General features: G+C 69.5%; 14 protein-coding genes. 5 read left to right on the forward strand and 9 right to left on the reverse strand.

The genetic code is table 11. The features are described 5' to 3' along the window. A complete protein-coding gene (locus tag C0J29_RS06425; protein WP_370530871.1) occupies positions 1 to 1,575 on the forward strand; it encodes a DNA polymerase Y family protein in 1,575 nt (524 codons plus the stop codon). Positions 1,576 to 1,750: 175 nt separating this feature from the next. Here C0J29_RS06425 and C0J29_RS06430 read toward each other — a convergent pair whose 3' ends face one another. Both C0J29_RS06430 and C0J29_RS06435 read right to left on the reverse strand, forming a co-directional pair. Beyond that, a complete protein-coding gene (locus tag C0J29_RS06430) occupies positions 1,751 to 2,098 on the reverse strand; it encodes a WhiB family transcriptional regulator (RefSeq protein ID WP_065043257.1) in 348 nt (115 codons plus the stop codon). A gap of 316 nt (positions 2,099 to 2,414) precedes the next feature. Then, positions 2,415 to 3,350 (reverse strand): nucleoside hydrolase, encoded by a 936-nt coding sequence (locus C0J29_RS06435; RefSeq protein ID WP_120791808.1) that lies wholly within the window; start codon positions 3,348 to 3,350, stop codon positions 2,415 to 2,417. Between the two features lie 14 nt (positions 3,351 to 3,364). Here C0J29_RS06435 and cmaA1 point away from each other — a divergent pair, with 14 nt between their 5' ends. Continuing rightward, positions 3,365 to 4,228, forward strand: a complete 864-nt coding sequence (gene cmaA1 / locus C0J29_RS06440) for a cyclopropane mycolic acid synthase CmaA1 (protein WP_065162042.1) — start codon at positions 3,365 to 3,367, stop codon at positions 4,226 to 4,228. On the opposite strand, the gene C0J29_RS06445 is transcribed toward cmaA1, so the two are convergent. Then, a complete protein-coding gene (locus tag C0J29_RS06445) occupies positions 4,229 to 6,247 on the reverse strand; it encodes an SDR family oxidoreductase (RefSeq protein WP_120794596.1) in 2,019 nt (672 codons plus the stop codon). A gap of 55 nt (positions 6,248 to 6,302) precedes the next feature. After that, positions 6,303 to 7,013 carry a histidine phosphatase family protein gene (locus tag C0J29_RS06450; RefSeq protein WP_065162031.1) on the reverse strand — a complete coding sequence of 237 codons (711 nt, stop codon included), beginning with the start codon at positions 7,011 to 7,013 and terminating at the stop codon, positions 6,303 to 6,305. 94 nt (positions 7,014 to 7,107) lie between these two features. Between C0J29_RS06450 and C0J29_RS06455 the strand changes: the two genes are divergently transcribed. Beyond that, positions 7,108 to 7,977 (forward strand): MaoC family dehydratase, encoded by an 870-nt coding sequence (locus C0J29_RS06455; protein WP_065043259.1) that lies wholly within the window; start codon positions 7,108 to 7,110, stop codon positions 7,975 to 7,977. A 129-nt stretch (positions 7,978 to 8,106) separates the two neighbouring features. Here C0J29_RS06455 and C0J29_RS06465 read toward each other — a convergent pair whose 3' ends face one another. The 4 genes from C0J29_RS06465 to C0J29_RS06490 all read right to left on the reverse strand — a co-directional run bounded on the left by C0J29_RS06465 (position 8,107) and on the right by C0J29_RS06490 (position 16,050). Then, a complete protein-coding gene (locus C0J29_RS06465) occupies positions 8,107 to 9,486 on the reverse strand; it encodes an APC family permease (protein WP_065043260.1) in 1,380 nt (459 codons plus the stop codon). Positions 9,487 to 9,593: 107 nt separating this feature from the next. After that, on the reverse strand, positions 9,594 to 13,538 hold the full coding sequence (locus C0J29_RS33315; RefSeq protein ID WP_208659344.1) for a PE family protein: 3,945 nt from the start codon (positions 13,536 to 13,538) through the stop codon (positions 9,594 to 9,596). Between the two features lie 106 nt (positions 13,539 to 13,644). Next, positions 13,645 to 14,763: a trehalose-phosphatase gene (gene otsB, locus C0J29_RS06485; RefSeq protein ID WP_120791809.1), complete on the reverse strand. Its 1,119-nt coding sequence runs from the start codon at positions 14,761 to 14,763 to the stop codon at positions 13,645 to 13,647. A gap of 36 nt (positions 14,764 to 14,799) precedes the next feature. After that, on the reverse strand, positions 14,800 to 16,050 hold the full coding sequence (locus tag C0J29_RS06490) for a wax ester/triacylglycerol synthase domain-containing protein (RefSeq protein ID WP_197748190.1): 1,251 nt from the start codon (positions 16,048 to 16,050) through the stop codon (positions 14,800 to 14,802). 233 nt (positions 16,051 to 16,283) lie between these two features. Between C0J29_RS06490 and C0J29_RS06495 the strand changes: the two genes are divergently transcribed. Further along, a complete protein-coding gene (locus C0J29_RS06495; RefSeq protein ID WP_120791811.1) occupies positions 16,284 to 19,577 on the forward strand; it encodes an error-prone DNA polymerase in 3,294 nt (1,097 codons plus the stop codon). A gap of 80 nt (positions 19,578 to 19,657) precedes the next feature. Here the strand turns inward: C0J29_RS06495 and C0J29_RS06500 are convergent, their stop codons facing one another. Beyond that, on the reverse strand, positions 19,658 to 20,068 hold the full coding sequence (locus C0J29_RS06500) for a TIGR03667 family PPOX class F420-dependent oxidoreductase (RefSeq protein WP_120791812.1): 411 nt from the start codon (positions 20,066 to 20,068) through the stop codon (positions 19,658 to 19,660). Between the two features lie 23 nt (positions 20,069 to 20,091). Here C0J29_RS06500 and C0J29_RS06505 point away from each other — a divergent pair, with 23 nt between their 5' ends. Then, positions 20,092 to 20,730, forward strand: coding sequence for a nitroreductase family protein (locus C0J29_RS06505; RefSeq protein WP_065162025.1), 639 nt, complete (start codon positions 20,092 to 20,094; stop codon positions 20,728 to 20,730). The last annotated feature ends 245 nt before the right edge of the window (positions 20,731 to 20,975 follow it).

Below are 20,975 nucleotides of genomic sequence, written 5' to 3' on the forward strand. Positions count from 1 at the left end.
ATGGCTTCCCGCGTTTTGGCGATCTGGTGCATGGACTGGCCCGCGGTCGCGGCGGCGGCGGCAGCGGACCGGTCGGCTACGGATCCGGTCGCGGTCACCCTGGCGAATCGGGTGATCGCCTGTTCGGCGACGGCCCGGGCGGCCGGGGTGCGGCGCGGGCTGCGGCGACGGGAGGCTGCGGCGCGGTGCCCGGAACTGCACATCGTGGCCGCCGACGTGGACCGTGACGCCCGCTTCTTCGAAGGGGTGATCGCCGCGGTGGAGGATTTGGTACCCCGTCCCGAGGTGTTGCGACCCGGCCTTCTGGTGTTACCGGTGCGTGGTGCGGCCCGGTTTTTCGGGTCTGAACTGCAGGCGGCTGAGCGGCTGATCGACGCGGTGGCCGCGGCCGGCGCAGAATGTCAGGTCGGCATTGCCGACGGGTTGTCCACCGCGGTCTTCGCCGCGCGCGTGGGTCGCGTGGTGGAGCCGGGAGGGGATGCGCGGTTCTTGTCGGCGCTGTCGATCCGTCAGCTCGCCACCGAGCCGAGCCTGTCCGGTCCTGGTCGGGACGAACTGGCAGATCTGTTGTGGCGGATGGGAATTCGCACCATCGGGCAGTTCGCCGCATTGTCCCGCACCGACGTCGCTTCCCGGTTCGGGGCAGATGCGGTGACCGCGCACCGGTTCGCCCGCGGTGAATCGGAACGAGGTCCGTCTGGGCGTGAGCCGCCACCGGAGCTCGGCGCTGTGCTGGACTGCGATCCGCCGATCGACCGGGTCGACGCTGCGGCATTCGCCGGGCGTTCGCTGGCAGCCACGCTGCACCAGGCGCTGCTGGCCGCCGGAGTGGGCTGCACCCGACTGGCCATTCACGCGGTGACCGCCACCGGCGAAGAACTGAGCCGGGTATGGCGGTGCGCCGAACCGCTGACCGAGGACGCCACCGCCGACCGGGTGCGCTGGCAACTCGACGGGTGGTTGAGTCACCGGATTGCGCGGGGTCGCCCTTTGGATGCGCCGGTGACGCTGCTGCGACTGCAGGCCGTCGAGGTGGTCTCGGCCGGGGCACTGCAGCTGCCGCTCTGGGGTGGTCTCGGTGAGGAGGACAGGCTCCGGGCCCGACGGGCGCTGGTGCGTGTTCAGGGACTGCTGGGCCCGGAGGCGGTGCAGGTACCGGTGCTGTCCGGCGGCCGGGGGCCGGCCGAGCGAATCACCATGACCCCGCTGGGTGACGAACCGGTGCCGCAGGCCGATCCCGCTCAACCGTGGCCCGGTCAACTGCCTGACCCGTCACCGGCGGTGCTGGTCGACGATCCGGTGGAATTGCTTGATGCTCAAGGTAATCCGATTCGGGTGACCAGCCGCGGGGTGTTCTCCGCCGACCCTGCCCGGCTGGCCGTCCGGGGCCGGGACGACCAGCTGCGCTGGTGGGCCGGGCCGTGGCCCGTGGACGAGCGGTGGTGGGATGACCGGTCTGAAGCCGGTCAGCGGGCCGGTCGGGTCGCTCGTGCCCAGGTGCTGCTGGAGGGGGAACGGGCGCTCTTGCTGTGCTACCGGCAGAGGAGGTGGTTCCTGGAAGGCATCTACGAGTGATTCCACACCCTGACCAGCGGAAATGCTCAGGATTTACCGTCGGGTAAAAAATCGGCCGGTTCGGCTGTGCCGACTAAATCGGCGAATCCGTTGCGGTGGTGCAGGTTTCGGCGATCGGGGCCGCGATGCCGGCCGGTGTCGTAACAGAAAAGTAATGAGGTCCGGAGCCGCTGGTCTAGACGACGGAGCGGGACTTGCGCTTGTTCAAGAAGGTCGACCACGACACCACGTCGGGGTTCTCCTTGAGCAGGGCCCTGCGCTGCCGTTCGGTCATGCCACCCCACACGCCGAACTCGACCTTGTTGTCGAGAGCGTCCGCGCCGCACTCCCGCAGCACCGGGCAGTGCCGGCAGATGGCTGCCGCTTGACGCTGTGCCGCCCCGGTCACGAACAGCTCGTCTGGGTCCTTTGTCCTGCACAGACCCTGCGATACCCAGGCTCGTTCCCCGCCGTCTTCGGCGTGCTGGGTGCTGCTGACGGCGACAAGGTTCAGCCGCCGAGCGGCCGGGCGTGTTCCTGACACGAAGTGCTCCCCTTAACTATCCGGCCGCGATGTGCGTCCGCCTCCCCGCGGTGCAGACCAAGTTGTGACCAACGCTTCGTTGCTTTGTCGCGCCACACGTGATCTGAATCTCACCGTGCTTATAAATTAGGGGGTCAAGTGCCAATTGCGCAACAGTTGAACGGGTATTTTTTGGGACGCGTGTGCCATACGGTCGGTATGGTTTCAGCTGTTTGACCTTGACTTTCGGTCTTATGTGTGTACGGGGCACCCCTGAGCTCGTCCCGAACGCGGGCATGCGGGGCGGCCGGGCGGCTTCCGACGTGCGGTGTTTCCCTCACCGCTGTCCGCGTGCGAAGGCTGCCACCCGTTGCGTGAATCGATCGAAAAACGCCGCCGGGTCGACCTCGATGCCTATCTGCGCGTTTGGCTGTCGCGCACCTGACCAGTCGGCGGTGGTCATCCCGGGGTTGCCGGACACGTCGACGTGCACCGTGGCAGGCCGGGTCTCGACCAACTGCGGGTCCAGCGCCACGGCCGCGGCCAGCGGATCGTGCAGGTGTGCCAGGTATCCCAGCCCGCGGTCGCGGTACACCTCGAAGTAGAACCGCATCGCATCCCGGATGAACCGGGTCACCGGTGCGGGTGCGCCCAGCCCGTCAAGCATGTCCGGGGTCATGACCACCTTGCGGGTCAGGTCCAGCCCGCACACGACCGGGAGTCGTGGTTGGCCCGCCCAGGCCGCGAACACCTCGGCCGCGGCGTCCGGGTCCACGCGGACGTTCCATTCCGGCGGCCCCTGGCCATCGAACACCCCGCCCATGATCACCAGTCGCCGCAGCAGTGTCGGCAGGGCCGGCTCGATGCGCAGTGCCAGCGCCAGGTTCGTCAGCGGCGCGGTCGCCAACCCGACCAGCTCACCGGGGTGGGCGTGCGCCGCCCGCACCCAGGCCGTTGCGGCATCGTGCTCGGTGAGCCGCCGATCGCTGCGCGCCAACTCCGCATATCCCAAACCGTTCGGGCCGTGGAAATCGCCGCGCTGCGGACGCTCACCGTTCAACGGCCGCTCGGCTCCGCGGGATACCGGGACGGGACCCGCCCGGCACAGATCGAGCAGGCCGAGGTTGTTCGCGCACACCTGGTCGACCGCGATGTTGCCGCCGGTGGATGCGATGCCCACCAGGTCGGCGTCGGCGGCCAGCAAATAGATCAGGGCGAGCGCGTCGTCGATGCCGGTGTCGACGTCGGCGAACACGGCGCTCACCGGGGCCACGATACGCTGTGCGGATGCCCGATGATCTGACCCCGCATTTCGACGACATACAGGCGCATTACGACCTGTCCGACGACTTTTTCCGGTTGTTCCTGGACCCCACCCAGACCTACAGCTGCGCGTACTTCGAGCGCGACGACATGACGCTCGAAGAGGCGCAGATCGCCAAAATCGATCTGGCGCTGGGCAAACTCGGGCTGCAGCCGGGCATGACGCTGCTCGACGTCGGCTGCGGCTGGGGCGCCACCATGATGCGTGCGGTGGAGCGTTATGACGTCAACGTCGTCGGCCTCACCCTGAGCAAGAACCAGGCCAACCACGTCGAGCAGCTGTTCGCGAAATCCGACAGCCCCCGCACGAAGCGCGTTCTGCTACAAGGTTGGGAACAGTTTGACGAGCCGATCGACCGGATCGTCAGCATCGGCGCGTTCGAGCACTTCGGGCACGAGCGCTATGACGCGTTCTTCACGCTGGCGCACCGCCTGCTGCCGGATGACGGAATCATGCTGTTGCACACCATCACCGGGCTGCACCCCCTGGAGATGAAGGAGCGTGGTCTGCCGCTGACCTTCGAGTTCGCCCGATTCGTCAAATTCATTGTCACCGAGATCTTTCCGGGCGGGCGGTTGCCGTCGATCCCGATGGTGCAGGAGCGGGCCACCGCAAACGGGTTCAACGTGACCCGGGTGCAGTCGCTGCAACCGCACTACGCCAAGACCCTCGACATCTGGTCGGCCGCACTGGCGGCACACAAAGACCAGGCCATCGCGCTGCAGTCCGAGGAGGTCTACGAGCGCTACATCAAGTACCTCACCGGATGTGCCGAGATGTTCCGCATGGGCTACATCGATGTCGATCAGTTCACGTGCGAGAAGTGATCACCAGTGCACGCCCGGCACCAGCCGGGCCATCTGCTTGACGGGTTTGGGTACACCCACCCGCGGAACGGCGCGGACCGCCCGGCTGGGACGCCTCGGCCGACGTGGTTGCGGGGCAACAGCTTCGGAAGGTGCGGCGACCCCGCGCGCGGCAGCCGAGTCGGGATAGCCGAGGTACAGCTGATGCAGAATCCGGCGGGACAGCCTGGGGGCGAACTGGTGACCGGCCTCGGCAAGGGTGCCCATCGGGGTGTCGATGCGGACTGGCTTCTCCACCAGGCCGCGCACCACCATCGCCGCCGCGCGTTCGGCGCTGATGGCCGGCACCGGGTTGAGTTGCTTGGACGGCGCGATCATCGGGGTCGCGACCAGGGGCATATGGATATTGGTGAACGTGATGTGGTCGGACAGCGTCTCGGTCGACACCACGTCGGCGAACGCGTCCAGCGCGGCCTTGGTCGGCAGATACGAGCTGTACTTCGGGTTGCGGGCCTGCACGCCTGCACTGGAGACGTTGACGACGTGGCCGAACCGGCGCTCACGCCAGTGCGGTAGCAGTGCCAACACCATCCGCACCGCACCGAAGTAGTTGACTGCCATGACCCGCTCGTAGTCGTGCAGACGGTCGGTGGAGTTGACCACCGAGCGCCGGATTGACCGGCCGGCGTTGTTCACCAGATAGTCGACGTGGTCGAAGCGGCCCAGGATGTCCTTCACGGTGTGCTCCACCGACGCCGAATCGGTGATGTCGCAGGCGAATGCGTAGGCCTGGCCGCCGTCCGCCCGGATCTCCTCGACCAGTTCGTCGAGCGCCTCACCGTTGCGGGCCAGTGCGAAGACGGTGGCACCGCGCCGCGCCACGGCGATCGCCGAGGCACGCCCGATACCGCTGGACGCGCCGGTGATGATGACGTGCCGGCCCACCAGCGGGCCGCCCGGGTCGTCGCGCCGGGCGCGGTCGGGATCCAGCTGCGCGGCCCAGTACCGCCACAACTGCGGCGCGTAGGAGGCGAATTCCGGTACCTCAATGCCGCTGCCGTGCAGGGCCTTTCGCGTCTTGTCGCTGACGAAGGTGGGAGCCAGGTCGATCACGTCGAGCACCTCGGCTGGCACGCCCAGCTGGGTGGCCGCCATGTTGCGCAGCACCTTGGCGCGCCCGCTCACCTTCAGCACCGAGGTCGCCATCGAGCGGGGCAGCGTCCCGCGCAGCGGCGGAAGCCCGGCGCTGCGCGCGATGCCGCGGTAGATGCCGCGCAGCCCGACGGTGCTGGGTGCGGTCAGGTGGAACGTCTGCCCGTCTCGACAAGCCGAGCCGTCGGCGTGCATCAGGAACACCAGCGCGTCGGCCACGTAGTCGACCGGGACGATATTGGTGCGCCCGGTGTCCGGCAGCATCATCGGCGTCAACGACGGCAGGACGGCGAGCTTGGCCAGCACGCCGAAGAAGTAGTAAGGCCCGTCGATCTTGTCCATCTCACCGGTGCGGGAATCGCCCACCACCACCGCCGGGCGGTAGATGCGGTAGCGCAGGCCGGGTGTGTCGCGTACCAGCGCCTCGGCTTCGAACTTGGTCTGGTGGTACGGCGTGGGCAGGGCCTGGCCGACGTCGAAGTCGTCCTCGGTGTACTCGCCGCGGAAGTCGCCGGCCACCGCGATCGAGGAGACATGGTGAAACGTGGCGCCGAGCCGTTGCGCCAAGGCGACGACAGCGCGGGTGCCGTCAACGTTGGCTGCGCGTTGTTCGGCCTCGCCGACGGTGATGTCGTAGATCGCGGCGCAGTGCACCAGATGGTCGACGGGCCCCAGTTCGGAAATGACCTGCTCGGCCAGATCCAGCTCAGGCAGCTCGCCGAGCAGCGGTTTTACCCGCTCACCCCACTCGAGCGCGAGGCGCTCGAAGCGGCCCAGCGACCGCCGGCGGACCAACACCCACACCTGCGCATCGGGTTGGTGCTCTAGAAGTCGGGAAACGATTCGGCGGCCAATAAACCCGGTACCGCCGGTAACGACATACCGCATGCAGCCCATCGTGGCGGCACGCGACCGCCCACGTCAACCTCGACGCGCGGTTAGCTCAGTTGAAGCTGCGGACGCCGTCCCAGTCGACCAGCGTCCAGCCGTTGGTCGGGTTGCCGGTGATCACCACCCGCCCCACGTTCGGCAGCACGTGGCTGTTGAGCAGGCTCAGCTTGGGGTTCTTGACGTTCATCAGGGTCCACACCATGATCGCCGTGCCCTGGGAGAACACCGCGGGCTTGTTGTGCCCGCTGTCGTAGATCTTGCGGATCGCGGCTCCGAACCGGGAGTTGAAATCGCTGCCGCTCACCGAGCCAGGGATGCTGGTGTCCACGTCGCCGTCCACCCAGCGGACCGGCGCCAGCATGTAGGTGGAGTTCGCCATCGACTCCGGCTTGCCGTTGTACCACCCGGCGTCGATGGACTGCAGACCCTGCAGGACCTCGACCTGCCGGCCGACCTCGGTGGCCAGCGGCCCGGCGGTTTGCTGGTCGGCGGACATGGGGGAGGAGTACAGCGCGTCGAACTCGGTGTGGCCGACCTGATGGGCGAGCTGCTGGGCCTGGCCCTTGCCGTCGTCGGTGAGGCTGGGACCGGGCACCGCGGTGTCGATGACGCCGTCGGCGTTGGCCTGGGACTGCGCATTGCGGATGAAGGTCAGGGTGATGCTGCGGGCCTGCGGGCTACTGCTGCAGGCCCCCACGATCACCGCCACGGCGGCCACAGCTACGAATTGGGAGGCCCTCCGGATCAATATGCGCTTCGCCATGGCGATAGCCTGCCCTGCCGACACCGTCGGTGGGAAGAGTTTGCGATGGTTACTTCACCGAAATTGCGGAATTGAAATCTAAGAGGAGACTCGCATGGCGATTGACCCGAGTGCCGTCGGCGCGGTGACCAAGCCGCAGTTGTTCGAGTGGACCGACCGGGACACGCTGTTGTACGCGCTGGGAGTGGGTGCCGGGCTCGAGGATCTGTCCTTCACCACCGAGAACAGCCACGACATTCCGCAACAGGTGCTGCCGACTTACGCGGTGATCTGCTGCCCGGCTTTCGGGGCGGCCGGTAAAGTCGGAACGTTCAACTGGGCCATGCTTTTACACGGATCACAGACCGTGCGGCTGCACGCTCCGCTACCGCCGGCCGGCAAGCTGTCCGTGGTCTCGGAGGTGGTCGACATCCAGGACAAGGGCGAAGGCAAGAACGCCATCCTGATGCTGCGCGGCAAGGGCACCGATCCCGACAGCGGGACGCTGATCGCCGAAACGCTGACCACACTGGTGATCCGCGGCGAGGGCGGCTTCGGGGGTGAGAAGGGGGAGCGGCCGGTCGCCCCCGAGTTCCCCGACCGCGAGCCCGACGTCCGCATCGAGCTGCCCACCCGCGAGGACCAGGCACTGATCTACCGGTTGTCCGGCGACCGCAACCCGTTGCACAGCGACCCCTGGTTCGCCACCAACCTGGCCGGGTTCCCCAAGCCGATCCTGCACGGACTGTGCACCTACGGGGTCACCGGTCGCGCGCTGGTCGCCGAGTTGGGTCAGGGCGTCGCGGCCAACATCACCTCGATCGCCGCGCGGTTCACCAAGCCGGTGTTTCCCGGCGAGACGCTCTCGACGCTGATCTGGAAGACCGAACCGGGCAAGGCGGTCTTTCGGACCGAGGCCTCCGGCGCCGAAGGTCAGGGACCGCGGTTGGTGCTCGACGACGGTGAGGTGGAATACGCGTCATAGCGGCGATCGCAAGCGCGGCGGAGCCGGGCGCAAGCGCGGCGATGCCGGGCGCTGCGGGTCGCCGCCGTCGGGCATAGCGGCGATCGCGGGCGCGGCGGAGCCGGGCGCTGCGGGTCGCCGCCGTCGAACCTAGGTTTCGGCTGTTGGGTACGTGCGGTAATAGTGCACGTAGGCGACCGCCGGCACGACGACGAACGTCAGCACGATCAGCACGATCGAGTAGTAGTTGGCGCCGCCCTGCGGTCGCAGGATCAGTGTCCGGTAGTCGAAGGACACCGCCAGGGCCACCGAGATCGCCACCGCCGCTACCGGTAAAACCTTGTCGGTGAACGGGTTTCGCCTGACCGCTGCATGCGGGCCGGTGCGGTCGCGGGCGAGTGCGATCAGGGCGATCGGGACGATGATGAACTGGATGAAGCGCGCGATGACGGCCAGGCCGGTCAGGGTCTCGTTGTCGAAGCGCAGTGCCAGCGGGAAGGCGAGCGCCAGCGACGCGGTGATGGCGAAGGCCAGCATCGGGACGCCGAACCGGTTCTTGCGGGACAGCCGGGCCGGAAGGGTGTGGGTGTCCGACAGCGCGGTCCACAGCCGGGGCGCGCCGAAGGACGCGGCCACGTTGATGCCGAACATCGACACCAGGGCGCCCAGGATGACGACGCTGCGGAAGGTGTCGTTTCCGATCGCCGCGGCCAATTTGACCGTGGCGGTCGACTGCACAATCTGGTTGGACCCCAACAGCATTGCCACCGTCACCGCCAGCACGTAGACGGTGCCGACCGCCAGGATCGCCAGCGGGATCGCGCGGGGCAGGTTGCGGTCCGGTTCGTCCATCTCCTCGGCGGCGTTGGCGATCGACTCGAAGCCGGTGAAGGCGTAAAGCGCGGCCACGGTGGCCAGGACCACGCCCGTCAGCGTGCTCTGTCCCAGGGGGATGAAGCCGAACAACGCGTACGGCGCCGGTTGATACACACCGGGGTCGTCCGCCGTGGCGTAGTTGTTGACGTGCTGTGTGACGATGACCCAGAGTCCGCCGCCGACGAAGACGCTGAGCGCGAACACTTTTCCGACGGTGGAGATGCCGTTGGCCCACTTGATCACCCGGTTGCCGAACAGGTTGATGATCAGCAGCACCCCGATGAAGAGCAGGAAAGTCAACGTCTTGACGCTGAAGAGATTTGTATCGCGGTCCCAATGTTGTTGCGGGAAAACGACTCTGAGCAAGGTGGAAACGAACAACGAGGCCAGCACGCCCCACGCGATGGAGGCCACGATCGCGTGCGTGACGCCGACGTAGATGCCGATGCGCTGGCCGAACGCCGCCGTGGTGTAGGCGTACGAAGCGCCGTTGGTCCGGACGTAGCGGGCGGCGGTGGCGAAGACGACAGCCATGATGCCGGCGAACAGGCCGGCCAGGACGTAGGCCAGCGGTGCCAGCGGGCCTGCCAGCTTGATGACCGCGCCGGGGGTCAGGAAGATGCCCGCTCCGATCACCGCGTTGATCCCGAGCATGACGATGCTCCAGAAACCGAGCTTGTTGATCGGACACGCTCCTGTCGGGATTTAACTCCGGAATGTCGAGCGTGCCACAGGGTTCCCGACCGGCAATTGAGGGGGCGTTAGGCGTTCTGGCCGGAACTGCCGTCGTTGATGTCGTTAGTGCCGCTCCCGCCACCGCCGCCGTTGCCGACGTTCACGTCGCCGCCGGTGCCTCCGTTGTTGCCGAGGCTGTTGGCGCCGGAACCGCCCGCCTGGCCGACGGCGCCGCCACCGGCGTTGCTGCCGTCAACGGGGACGTTGGCGTAGCCACCGCCGCCGCCACCACCGCCGGTGCCGTTATTGCCTGCCGCAAAGTTGCCGCCGGAACCACTGCTGCTGGGGAAAGTGCCGATGGCGGTGCCGCCCTGCCCGCCGTCACCGGCGGTGCCGGTGGCGGAGCCGGCCGCGCCGCCGCCACCGCCGCCGCCGCCGGCGGCCTGGCCCGTGGCACCACCCGTGGCGAAGGCGCCGCCGCCACCACCGCCGCCGGCGCCGCCCGATCCGCCGGTGCCGTTGGACGGGCCGACGCCGCTGCCGCCGCCGCCACCCAAGCCGCCTAGACCGATGGCAGAGATTGTGTCGGCATCTTGGGCGATGCCGCCGTCGCCACCGGCGCCGCCGCCGCCACCGCTGCCGCCGTTGCCGCCGGTGCCGCCGGTGCCGACATTGCCGCCCTTGCCACCGGCGCCGCCGCCACCGCCGCCGCCGCCGTAGAGGTTGTCGATAATGGCCGTGGTTTTGCCGCCAGTGCCGCCGTGGCCGCCGCCGCCGCCCTGTCCGCCGCTGCCATTGGCGGCAGCCGCACCGCCGGCGTTGCCGCCGTCGCCGCCGGCGCCGCCTCGGCCACCGTTGCCGCCTTGACCGCCGACGTGCTGCGGGGCGCTGGCGAGGGGGTTCGCTTTCCCGCCGTCGCCACCACTGCCAGCCAGCCCGCCGTTGCCGCCTTGTCCGCCGCCGCCGCCGTCGGTGCCGTCGCCGCCCCGGCCGCCGCTGCCGGCGTTACCGCCGTTACCGCCTTTCCCGCCGTCGTTCGCGCCGTCGGCGCCTTGGCCGCCTTTTCCACCGTCGCCGCCCTGGCCGCCCTGGCCGCCTTGGCCACCGCCGACGCCGCCGATGCCGGACCCGCCTGCGCCGCCCTGGCCTCCGTTACCGGCGTTGGTGCCGTTGTCGGCGTTGCCGCCGTCGCCGGTGCCGTCGGCGCCTTGTAAGCCGTTGCCGCCGGTGCCGCCGTTGCCGCCGTTGCCGCCGGTACCCGCGGTACCCGCGACCCCGCCGCTGCCGCCAGTGCCGGCCGCGCCAGCGGCGCCGGCGTCGCCGCCCTTGCCGCCGACACCACCGGCGGTGGCGTCGTTGGAGCCATGGTCGGTCCAGCCGTCGCCGCCGCGGGCGCCGGCTGCGCCGGTGCCACCGTTGCCACCGCTGCCGTTGGTGCCGCCGTTGCCCGCGCCGCCCTGGCCGCCCTTGCCGCCGGCCCCGCCGGCCCCACCGGTCTGGCCCGGCGCTGCGCCGCTGGTGGCGTTGGCGCCCTGGGACCCGGCCGCGCCGTTGCCGCCGTTCCCGCCCTTCCCGGCGGTGCCGCCGAGTCCGGCGTCGCCGCCCTGGCCACCGTTGCCGCCCGCGCCGCCGGCGATACCAAGGTTGCCGCCGTTGGCGACCCCGCCGTTGCCCCCGTTGCCGCCGCTGCCGGCAGTGCCGCCGCCGGCGGAGCTGCCGCCCTGGCTGAACAGCGCGCCGCCAGCCGCGCCGGCCCCGCCGTTACCCGCGGCGCCGCCGTGGCCGCCGTTGCCGCCGGCGCTGGGGTTGAAGCCATTGCCGTTTGCGCCGTTGCCCGCGTTGCCGGCGTTGCCACCGACGCCGGCGGCCCCGCCGCTGCCGCCGTTGCCGGTCAGTTGGCCGCCGTGGCCCCCGGCCCCGCCGGTGCCACCGGTGCCGCCGCTGCCGCCGTCGCCGGCGCTTCCGGCGTTGCCGCCGGTCCCGCCGCTGACGTTGCCGCCGGCCTGCCCGTTGCCGCCGTTGCCGGCATTGCCACCGGCGCCGGCGCTTCCGCCGTTGCCGCCGTTGCCGCCCAGGAATCCGGCATTCCCGCCGGTGCCGCCGTTGCCGCCGTTGCCGCCGTTTCCGCCCTGGATTCCCCTGACGTTGCTGACCGTCTGAGCGGATTGGCCAAGGCCGCCATGTCCGCCGACGCCCCCGTCGCCCCACAGCGCGGCGCTGCCGCCGGCGCCGCCGTTGCCGCCGCTGCCCGGGGTGCTGTTGTTGGCGTTGGAGCCGGTGCCGATGACGCCGCCGTCCCCGCCGGCCCCGCCGGCTCCGCCGTTGCCGATCCCGCGTGCGGCGCCGCCGCCGCCGCCGTCCCCGCCGGCCCCGCCCACGACGCCGTTGTTGAAGATGCCGCCGGTGGTGTTGGCCCCGCCGGCCCCGCCGGCGCCGCCGCTACCGCCGTTGCCGTACAGCAGTCCGCCTGCGGCGCCTGCACTGCCGTCGCCGCCGGCGCCGCCAGGACTCTTGCTGCCATGGACCGTTCCACCGGCTCCGCCTGTCGCGCCCGCCCCGCCATTGCCGATCAGGTTCGCATTTCCGCTGGCTCCGGCGTTCCCGCCGGCGCCGGCGCTACCAGCGCCCGTGTTGTTGCCGCCCACGCCGCCGGCTCCGGCGGCCCCGCCGTCGCCCCACAGCAACGCCCCGGCCGCGCCGGCCCCTCCATTTCCTCCGTCGCCGCCCGTGCCGGTGCCATTGATGTCTCCGCCGGCCCCGCCGCCCCCGCCGGCGCCGCCGGCGCCGTGGAGCCACCCAGCCGCCCCGCCGTTTCCGCCGGTTCCACCGGCGCCCGCGGTCCCGTTGCTGCTATTGAAACCGCCCGCGCCGCCGACCCCGCCGTGGCCGCCGTCGCCCTGAAACAGCCCCGCAGCCCCACCAGTACCGCCGGCGCCGCCCTGGCTGCTGGCGGGGCCGGTGTCGCTGTCCTCGCCGCCGATGCCGCCGCTGCCGCCGATGCCTCCATTTCCGTTGAACCAGGCGTGGCCGCCGGCACCGCCCCCGCCGCCCATCGAGGACGTGACAGTGTTCTTGCCCGACCCGCCGTTGCCGCCGGCGCCGCCGGACCCGGCGTCGCCGTACAGGTAGCTGTTCCCGCCGGCCCCACCAGCGCCGCCGCTGCCGCCGGGCGAATCGCCCGGGGCGCCGTCGTTGCCACCGTTCCCCCCGGCGCCGCCGCCCGCGCCATTTCCGTAAAGGAACCCGCCGCTCCCGCCGGCGCCACCGGCGCCGCCGTTGCCGCCAGGGGTCAAGGCGATATCGCTTTTCACGCCATCGGCGCCCGCCCCGCCGGCCCCGCCGGCGCCCCAAAGCCAGGCGTTGCCGCCCGTCCCGCCGTTGCCGCCGCCGGCCCCGCCGGTCCCGGTGGCCGCGGCGCCATTGCCGCCCGCGCCGCCGTTGCCATACAGCCACCCGCCGGCTCCGCCGGCGCCGCCGTTCCCGCCCGCACCTCCGGCGACCACGCCGGTGCCGCCGCTGCCACCGGCGCCGCCGTTGCCGACGAAGCCGGCAGCCCCGCCGCTGCCACCGGAGAGACCGGAATTGGCAGCTTGGGAAAAGCCGCGGCCCCCGTTGCCGAATAACAGGCCACCCGCCCCGCCATTGGGGCTGGCCGCCGTCCCGTCGGCGCCGTCGCCGATCAGGGGCCTACCCAGCAGCGCTTGGGTGGGTGCGTTGATGGCGTCCAGCAGAGGTTGCAACGGCCCGGCGTTGATGGACTCGGCCAGTGCGTACGACGTGCCGCCGGCGGTCAGGGTCTGGATGAACTGCTCTTGAAACGCCGTCGCTTGGGCGCTGACGGCGTGGAAGGTCTGGGCGTGCTGGCCGAACAGCGCCGTGATCGCCTGCGAGATTTCGTCGGCGGCGGCAGCCTGCAGTTGTGTTGTCGGCACCAACGCTGCCGCGGTGGCCGCGTTGATCGCCGAGCGGATACCGGTGAGGTCTGAGGCCGCTGCGGTCATCAACTCCGGATGTGCGAACACGAACGACATGGCAGTCCTCCCGATAGACTGCCGCGCAGCCTAGCGCCATTGGGCACAGCGCAGGGCATTTTGCCGAGGTTGCTCGCCGATTGTCCGGATTGTGAAGGAGCGACGGTTAATTCACGCCAGCGTCAGATAGTTGTCTGGCGAGTTGACGGGTGAATTCGGCGGCTTGGGCGGGACTGTCCAGCGCATACAGCGCCGCAGTGGCTCGGTCGCCATCGTCGTTGTGCCGCACCAGAATTGGGATACCGTCGGCCCGCACCGCGTCGAATGCGTCCTCGTCGGTGATGTCATCGCCCAGATACACCGGTAGCCGGGGGCCCGCCTGCGCACCAAGATGCTCCATCACCCAGCGCAACGTCTTGCCCTTGTCCCAGTCGAGATTTGGGCGCAGTTCGATGACTTCGCGACCGGTGGTCACTCGTAACGCATCGCGCTGCCCGGCGTTGCGCACTGCTGCCGCCACCTCACCGACCCGGTCGCGCGCGGCATTGCGGTAGTGCACCGCCACGCCAAAGCGCTTGTGCTCCACGACAACACCGGGAATCGACCCGAGTTGCTCACGAAGTTGCGCGGCCGCCTGCTCCAGCACTGGTATGGCCGTTGCGGCTTCTTCGTTCTGGTGGTGGGTGCCGTCGGGTGCGGTGAGCTCGAATCCGTGGCTGCCGGCGTACCAGATGCCGGGCAGGCCTACGCGCTTGGACACGTCGGCCAGGTCACGGCCGCTGAGGATGGCAACCGGACATTGCGCGGCCAGTTCCTGCAGGGCCGCCGCGGCACCTGCGACGGGCCGGGCCGCGTCGGGATTGTTCACGATGTCCGACAACGTGCCGTCGAAGTCGAAGAACACCGCAGGGGCGGCGCCGGCCAGATCGACGGCGTGCACCGCGTCGGGGAGTTCGGACATGCGCTTGTCGCCGGTGCGCACGTCGATCTCATCCACATCGGCGACCACCGCGTCGGCGCCGTGGACGGGATTGGGGCCCACCGCGATCACCAGCGCGAAACCGGCGTCGCGGGCCGCGGTGGCACCGGGTTCGTTCGACGCCACGACGGCGCACCGACCCGGCCGGGTGGACAACCGCTGGGCCGCCTCGATCAGGCCGTCAGGCGCGGCGACGGCGGTGCCGACGTGCACGGCGCGCAGGCGGTCGAGTAGCGGTGGCGCGGGCGGCAGCGCCGCGTCGAACAACACCGCATCGTGGTGGCGTGGGTCGATGGTCACCGGCATGCCCCACCTTCTCACGGTGGTCGATGCGGGTGTCGGTCAGTGGCGCACTCGCGCAGACGGCTGCGACGGCCGCCAGCGTGCCGCGCTGTTGGGCAGGGAGCGGCGCCTGCGCCGGCGGTCGAACGGCACGACGGAGTCCCGGCTGAGCGCCCTCAGGCGCGCCATGCCCGATTCGATGCCGGCGGCAACGACGTTCGGGTCGGCGTCGTAGTCGGTGGTGATGCCGAAGACCAGTTCACCGCCGTAGCTGAGCACCGCGACTCCGGTGCCGTGCCGCGGCGCAGTCGGCGGGATCGGGAGGAGCCGCTCGAGCCGCCGGCCCATCAGTCGCAATTGGTAGCGCGGTCCCGGCGGCGCGGTGGCCAGCGTCATCACACTCTGCCGCGAGGTTCGGGTCAGTGCCTGAATCATTCTGCCGCACAGAGCTATTGGCGAGTTGCCAGAGGATCGCGGGCCGCCCTGGTCGCGCACCGCATACAGCTGTGCAAGCGGGTCCCGGTGCTCGACGGGGAGCTCAGTCAACGGCGTGCCAAGCGTGCGAATCGAACCGGCCCGCGGCTGTTCGCCGCGTTCGATGAGGACGGTGCGGAATCCCTCGGTGATCGCCGCCACAGCGACATCGTCGGCGGCCGCGCCGAACTTGCGGGCGATGTCGTCGATCGCGGCGCGGGCGACGACGACCGTCTGGTAGCGGAGCACGGTGGGCGGCGGGCCGGCGGCCGGCCAGGGTCGCAGCATGCCGGCCGCGGTGGAAAGGCCGTTGACGGCGCGGGCCGCGGCCTGCCTCGTGGCGTCGGCCCACCCGGGTGAGTGTGCGGGTGAAATAGCCACTGGGGCAGTCGAATCCGCGTAGGCATCGCGGTCGTGGTCGCAGAGCCGGGCGAGCAGGTGGGCCGGGCGGAGGTGTTGAGCCGAGCCCGGGCCGACCTTTATCAGGATCGCCCATCGGTCGTCCTGCAGGCCTTCGATGATCCAGCATTCCCAGAGCGGGAATTCGGGTTCCAGCGGCCGCTCCAGGGCGTGGGCGATGGCGCGGAACAGCTCGCTGTCGTCACCGGGGGCGGGCAGCGCCACCCGCTGTACGCACGCGGCGGCGTCAGTTCCCGGCGTAAACCGTTCGGTCAGTAGATCTTTGATCTCGCCGGGTCCGGGGGCGGGACCCGCGATGACGGCCACCGCTCCCGTCGCCATGTTTCCCGCCGCCGTGTTTCCCGTCGAAATGTCGAGGTGTCGGTTCGGATCCGGAGCGCGGAAGTGTCCCGTCCCCGGTGTCATCGGTTGTGCCATGCCCAGCCCCCGCCGTCGTTTTTTCAATCTGTACCAGTATCGGGGTGGTGGGTGCACGGGGGGAGGTCCGCCAGGTTAAGAACATGTTTTTCCGATAAAGGTGGGTTTAACAGCGGCGATGCGATGTCGTCCGACGCTGTTCGCAAATCGTTTCAGTGCCGTTGCAAAGTTGTTCGTAAGCTCGCCTCCTTGCAACATGGCGAATCGAACACTTGTTCGATAAGCTGTTTCGCATGGGTTGGTACCACGGACCGCCGAGTTGGGCCGAGATGGAACGGGTGCTCGACGGCAAGCCGCGCCATGCCGGTGAAGCGGCCCCGGTTGTGCCGGCCGGTGACGCCCCGCTGTCGCACAAGCGGGGGTCGTACACGGCAAAACCGGATGGGCGGCGGGTGCGTTCGTCGGTCGCCTACGCCGAGTTACATGCGCATTCGGCGTACAGCTTCCTCGACGGGGCCAGCACGCCGGAGGAGATGGTCGAGGAGGCCGCCCGCCTGGGTTTGCGTGCCCTCGCGCTGACCGACCACGACGGCCTCTACGGGGCGGTGCGGTTCGCCGAAGCGGCCACCGAACTCGGCGTGCGCACGGTGTTCGGTGCCGAACTGTCGCTGTCGTCGGTGGCGCGCACCGAGCAGCCGGATCCGCCCGGTCCCCATCTGCTGGTGCTGGCGCGCGGTCCGGAAGGGTACCGGCGGCTGTCCCGGCAGCTGGCCGCCGCGCATCTGGCCGGTGGTGAGAAGGGCAAGCTGCGCTATGACGTCGACACGTTGACCGAGGCGGCCGGCGGCCACTGGCACATACTCACCGGATGTCGCAAAGGATCTGTGCGGCAGGCGCTTTCCGTGGGCGGCCCGGAAGCGGCGAAACGGGCGCTGGCCGATCTGGTGGACCGGTTCACCGCCGGCCGGGTCAGCATCGAACTGACCCATCACGGTCAACCACTCGACGACGAACGCAACGCGGTGCTGGCTGAACTGGCGCCGCATTTCGGGGTCGGCGTCGTCGCCACCACCGGGGCTCATTTCGCGGGGCCGCCGCGGCGCCGGCTGGCCATGGCGATGGGCGCCATCCGGGCCCGGCAGTCCCTGGACGCCACGGCCGGCTGGCTGGCCCCGCTGGGCGGCTCGCACCTGCGCTCGGGCGAGGAGATGGCCCGGTTGTTCGCGCATATGCCCTTTGGGGGCCCTGACGTGGTGGCCGCCGCCGCCGAGCTCGGCGAACAGTGCGCGTTCGGCCTGGCGCTGATCGCGCCACAGCTGCCGCCGTTCGACGTCCCCGACGGGCACACCGAGGACAGCTGGCTGCGCACCTTGACCATGGCGGGCGCCGCCGACCGCTACGGTCCGGCCGATGTCGCGCTGCGGGCGTATGCCCAGATCGAGCACGAGCTGAAAGTCATTGCCCAGCTGGAGTTTCCGGGTTACTTCCTGGTGGTGCACGACATCACCCAGTTCTGCCGGCGTAACGACATTCTGTGCCAGGGCAGGGGATCGGCGGCCAACTCCGCGGTCTGTTACGCCCTGGGGGTGACGGCGGTCGACCCGGTGGCCAACGATCTGCTGTTCGAGCGGTTCCTGTCGCCCGCCCGCGATGGGCCGCCCGACATCGACATCGACATCGAGTCGGATCAGCGGGAAAAGGTGATCCAGTACGTCTACGACAAATACGGCCGCGACTATGCCGCCCAGGTCGCCAACGTCATCACCTACCGGGCCCGCAGTGCGGTGCGCGACATGGCACGAGCCCTGGGCTTCTCGCAGGGGCAGCAGGACGCGTGGAGTAAACAGATCAGTCACTGGAGTGGGCAGCCCGCCGATATCGAAGGAATCCCGGAGCAGGTTGTCGACCTGGCCGAGCAGATCCGGAACCTGCCGCGGCACATGGGCATTCACTCCGGCGGCATGGTGATCTGCGACCGTCCGATCGCCGACGTGTGCCCGGTGGAGTGGGCCCGCATGGAGAACCGCAGCGTCCTGCAGTGGGACAAAGACGACTGTGCGGCAATCGGTTTGGTGAAGTTCGACCTGCTGGGGCTGGGTATGCTCTCGGCATTGCACTACGCCCGGGATCTGGTTGCCGAGCACAAGGGCATCGAGGTGGATTTCGCCCGGCTCGACCTCTCCGAACCCGCGGTGTACGAGATGCTGTCCCGGGCCGATTCGGTGGGCGTTTTCCAGGTGGAGTCGCGCGCCCAGATGGCCACCCTGCCGAGACTGCGGCCCCGGATTTTCTACGACCTGGTGGTGGAGGTCGCGCTGATCCGCCCCGGACCCATCCAGGGCGGTTCGGTGCACCCCTACATCCGGCGGCGCAACGGCCTGGACCCGGTGGTCTACGACCATCCCTCCATGGAGCCGGCCCTGCGGAAAACGCTGGGTGTGCCGTTGTTCCAGGAACAGTTGATGCAGCTGGCGGTGGACTGCGCCGGCTTCTCCGCCGCCGAAGCCGACCAGTTACGGCGCGCCATGGGGTCCAAGCGGTCGACCGAACGTATGCAGCGGCTACGCGGCCGGTTCTACGAGGGCATGCGATCCCTGCACGGTGCCCCCGATGACGTGATCGACCGGATCTACGAGAAGCTGCACGCGTTCGCCAATTTCGGATTCCCGGAAAGTCACGCCCTGTCCTTCGCGTCGCTGGTGTTCTATTCGTCGTGGTTCAAGTTGCACCACCCGGCGGCGTTCTGTGCCGCGCTGCTGCGTGCCCAGCCGATGGGGTTCTACTCGCCCCAGTCGTTGGTGGCCGACGCACGCCGGCACGGGGTGCTGGTGCACGGTCCGGACGTCAACGCCAGCCTGGCGCACGCGACCCTCGAGAATCGGGGAACGGAGGTCCGCCTCGGGCTGGGTGCGGTCCGTCATATCGGCGACGACCTGGCCGAGAAGCTGGCCGATGACCGAAAAGCCCACGGCCCGTTCACCTCTCTGCTGGACCTGACGTCGCGGCTGCAACTGTCCGTACCGCAGACCGAAGCGCTGGCGACGGCCGGAGCGCTGGGCTGCTTCGGCATGTCCCGACGGGAGGGGTTGTGGGCGGCCGGGGCCGCGGCCACCCAACGGCCGGACCGGTTGCCTGGGGTGGGCTCGTCGTCACACGTCCCGGAGTTGCCGGGGATGAGTGAGCTGGAGCTGGCCGCCGCGGACGTGTGGGCCACCGGCGTCTCCCCGGACAGTTATCCGACCCAGTTCCTGCGGGCGGACCTGGACGCGATGGGGGTGGTGCCGGCGGCCGAGCTGGGTTCGGTACCCGACGGGGACCGGGTGCTGGTCGCCGGGGCGGTGACGCATCGGCAGCGGCCCGCGACCGCCCAGGGCGTGACGTTCGTCAACCTCGAAGACGAGACCGGGATGGTCAACGTGCTCTGCACGCCGGGGGTGTGGGCACGGCACCGCAAGCTCGCGCACACCGCGCCGGCGTTGCTGATCCGCGGCCAGGTGCAGAATGCCAGCGGTGCGATCACGGTCGTCGCCGAACGATTGGGCCGCATCAGCCTGGCCGTCGGCTCGAAATCCCGGGACTTCCGCTGAGGCCTCGCCGCCGAATGTGTTCTGGTGGAGGGATTTTCGTTGATTTAACGCCCTCATGTCACGTTCGGCGCGCCCATGGCTCAGGCCGTCGGCGTGGTCCACACTTTCGTCGGCGTGATCCGCAGCCGGGTGCTGTAGGAGCCCATCGAGTCGGTGAGGCCGAACTGGTCGGAGGTCTCCCGGTATTTGGCCCAGTACGGCTCATCGTCGCGGCAGTCGACCCCGGTGGCATCGACGGTCGCCGTCCCGCCCACCACGATGATGCCCCCGCCGTTGCCGTCGGAATCCAGGTTCAGGCTGACCTGGGGCCGGGCCTTGATGTGGGCGACCTTGGCGGCGCTGGGCATGGTGTAGACGATCAGGTCGGCCCCGTCAAAGTAGAACCAGATCAGCCGCGGCACCGGCTGCCCCGACTTGGCCACCGTGGTCAGCCAGCCGTACTGGTCGGATTCGAGCCTGCTGGAAACCTCTTGCGACAGTTCAATACTCATGCGTACAACGGTAGCCTCCACACATGACCCTCAACTTGACCGTCGATGAAGTCCTGCGCACCACCCGTTCGGTCCGCAAACGCCTCGACTTCGACAGGCCGGTGCCGCGCGAGGTGCTGATGGAATGCCTCGAGTTGGCCTTGCAGGCGCCGACTGGATCCAACTCCCAAGGCTGGCAGTGGATGTTCGTCGAGGACCCGGACACCAAGAAGGCGATCGGCGACGTCTACCTCTCCAACGCCAGCGGCTACCTCAGCTCACCGGCACCCGAATACACCGACAGCCGCGGGGAGCGGATGGCGAAGGTTCGCGACTCGGCGACCTACCTCGCCGAGCACATGCACGAGGCGCCGGTGCTGCTGATCCCGTGCATCAGCGGCCGGGAAGAGAGCTCGCCGATCGGTGGGGTGTCGTTCTGGGCGTCGCTGTTCCCGGCGGTGTGGAGCTTCTGCCTGGCGCTGCGCTCCCGTGGGCTTGGCTCCTGCTGGACGACGCTGCACCTGCTCTCCGACGGTGAACGCAAGGTGGCCGACATCCTCGGCATCCCGTACGACGAGTACAGCCAGGGCGGGCTGTTCCCCATCGCCTACACCAAGGGCACCGACTTCCGGCCGGCCAAACGGTTGCCGGCCGAGAGCCTGACGCACTGGAACAGCTGGTAATCAGCCCGGGCGCCCTCGCTCCGCCGTCGCGCCTTTGTCCCCCAATCGGGGGACACGGAATTCATCCTGCGCTGTCGCCTATTGGGGGACACCGCCGACGTCTTCTTTCGGGCAATCTAAGTGTCAACAGAGACCAAAGCTTCGCTCGAAAGGAAATGACCGAATGATTCACGAGATCCTTTTCCAGGAGACCGAAGCCGTCTACTCCGCCCCGGCGTTCCACGCGGAGGACTGCGCCTGATATC

It is taken from the genome of Mycobacterium paragordonae (genome assembly GCF_003614435.1).
Classification (GTDB): domain Bacteria; phylum Actinomycetota; class Actinomycetes; order Mycobacteriales; family Mycobacteriaceae; genus Mycobacterium; species Mycobacterium paragordonae.

Coding starts and splice junctions, on each gene's coding strand:
- C0J29_RS06500 (WP_120791812.1), bottom strand. CDS start 20,068: ATGAGTATTGAACTGTCGCAAGAGGTTTCCAGCAGGCTCGAATCCGAC.
- C0J29_RS33315 (WP_208659344.1), bottom strand. CDS start 13,538: ATGTCGTTCGTGTTCGCACATCCGGAGTTGATGACCGCAGCGGCCTCA.
- cmaA1 (WP_065162042.1), top strand. CDS start 3,365: ATGCCCGATGATCTGACCCCGCATTTCGACGACATACAGGCGCATTAC.
- C0J29_RS06450 (WP_065162031.1), bottom strand. CDS start 7,013: ATGGCGAAGCGCATATTGATCCGGAGGGCCTCCCAATTCGTAGCTGTG.
- C0J29_RS06465 (WP_065043260.1), bottom strand. CDS start 9,486: ATGCTCGGGATCAACGCGGTGATCGGAGCGGGCATCTTCCTGACCCCC.
- C0J29_RS06445 (WP_120794596.1), bottom strand. CDS start 6,247: ATGCGGTATGTCGTTACCGGCGGTACCGGGTTTATTGGCCGCCGAATC.
- C0J29_RS06455 (WP_065043259.1), top strand. CDS start 7,108: ATGGCGATTGACCCGAGTGCCGTCGGCGCGGTGACCAAGCCGCAGTTG.
- C0J29_RS06490 (WP_197748190.1), bottom strand. CDS start 16,050: ATGGCACAACCGATGACACCGGGGACGGGACACTTCCGCGCTCCGGAT.
- C0J29_RS06505 (WP_065162025.1), top strand. CDS start 20,092: ATGACCCTCAACTTGACCGTCGATGAAGTCCTGCGCACCACCCGTTCG.
- C0J29_RS06495 (WP_120791811.1), top strand. CDS start 16,284: ATGGGTTGGTACCACGGACCGCCGAGTTGGGCCGAGATGGAACGGGTG.
- otsB (WP_120791809.1), bottom strand. CDS start 14,763: ATGCCGGTGACCATCGACCCACGCCACCACGATGCGGTGTTGTTCGAC.
- C0J29_RS06425 (WP_370530871.1), top strand. CDS start 1: ATGGCTTCCCGCGTTTTGGCGATCTGGTGCATGGACTGGCCCGCGGTC.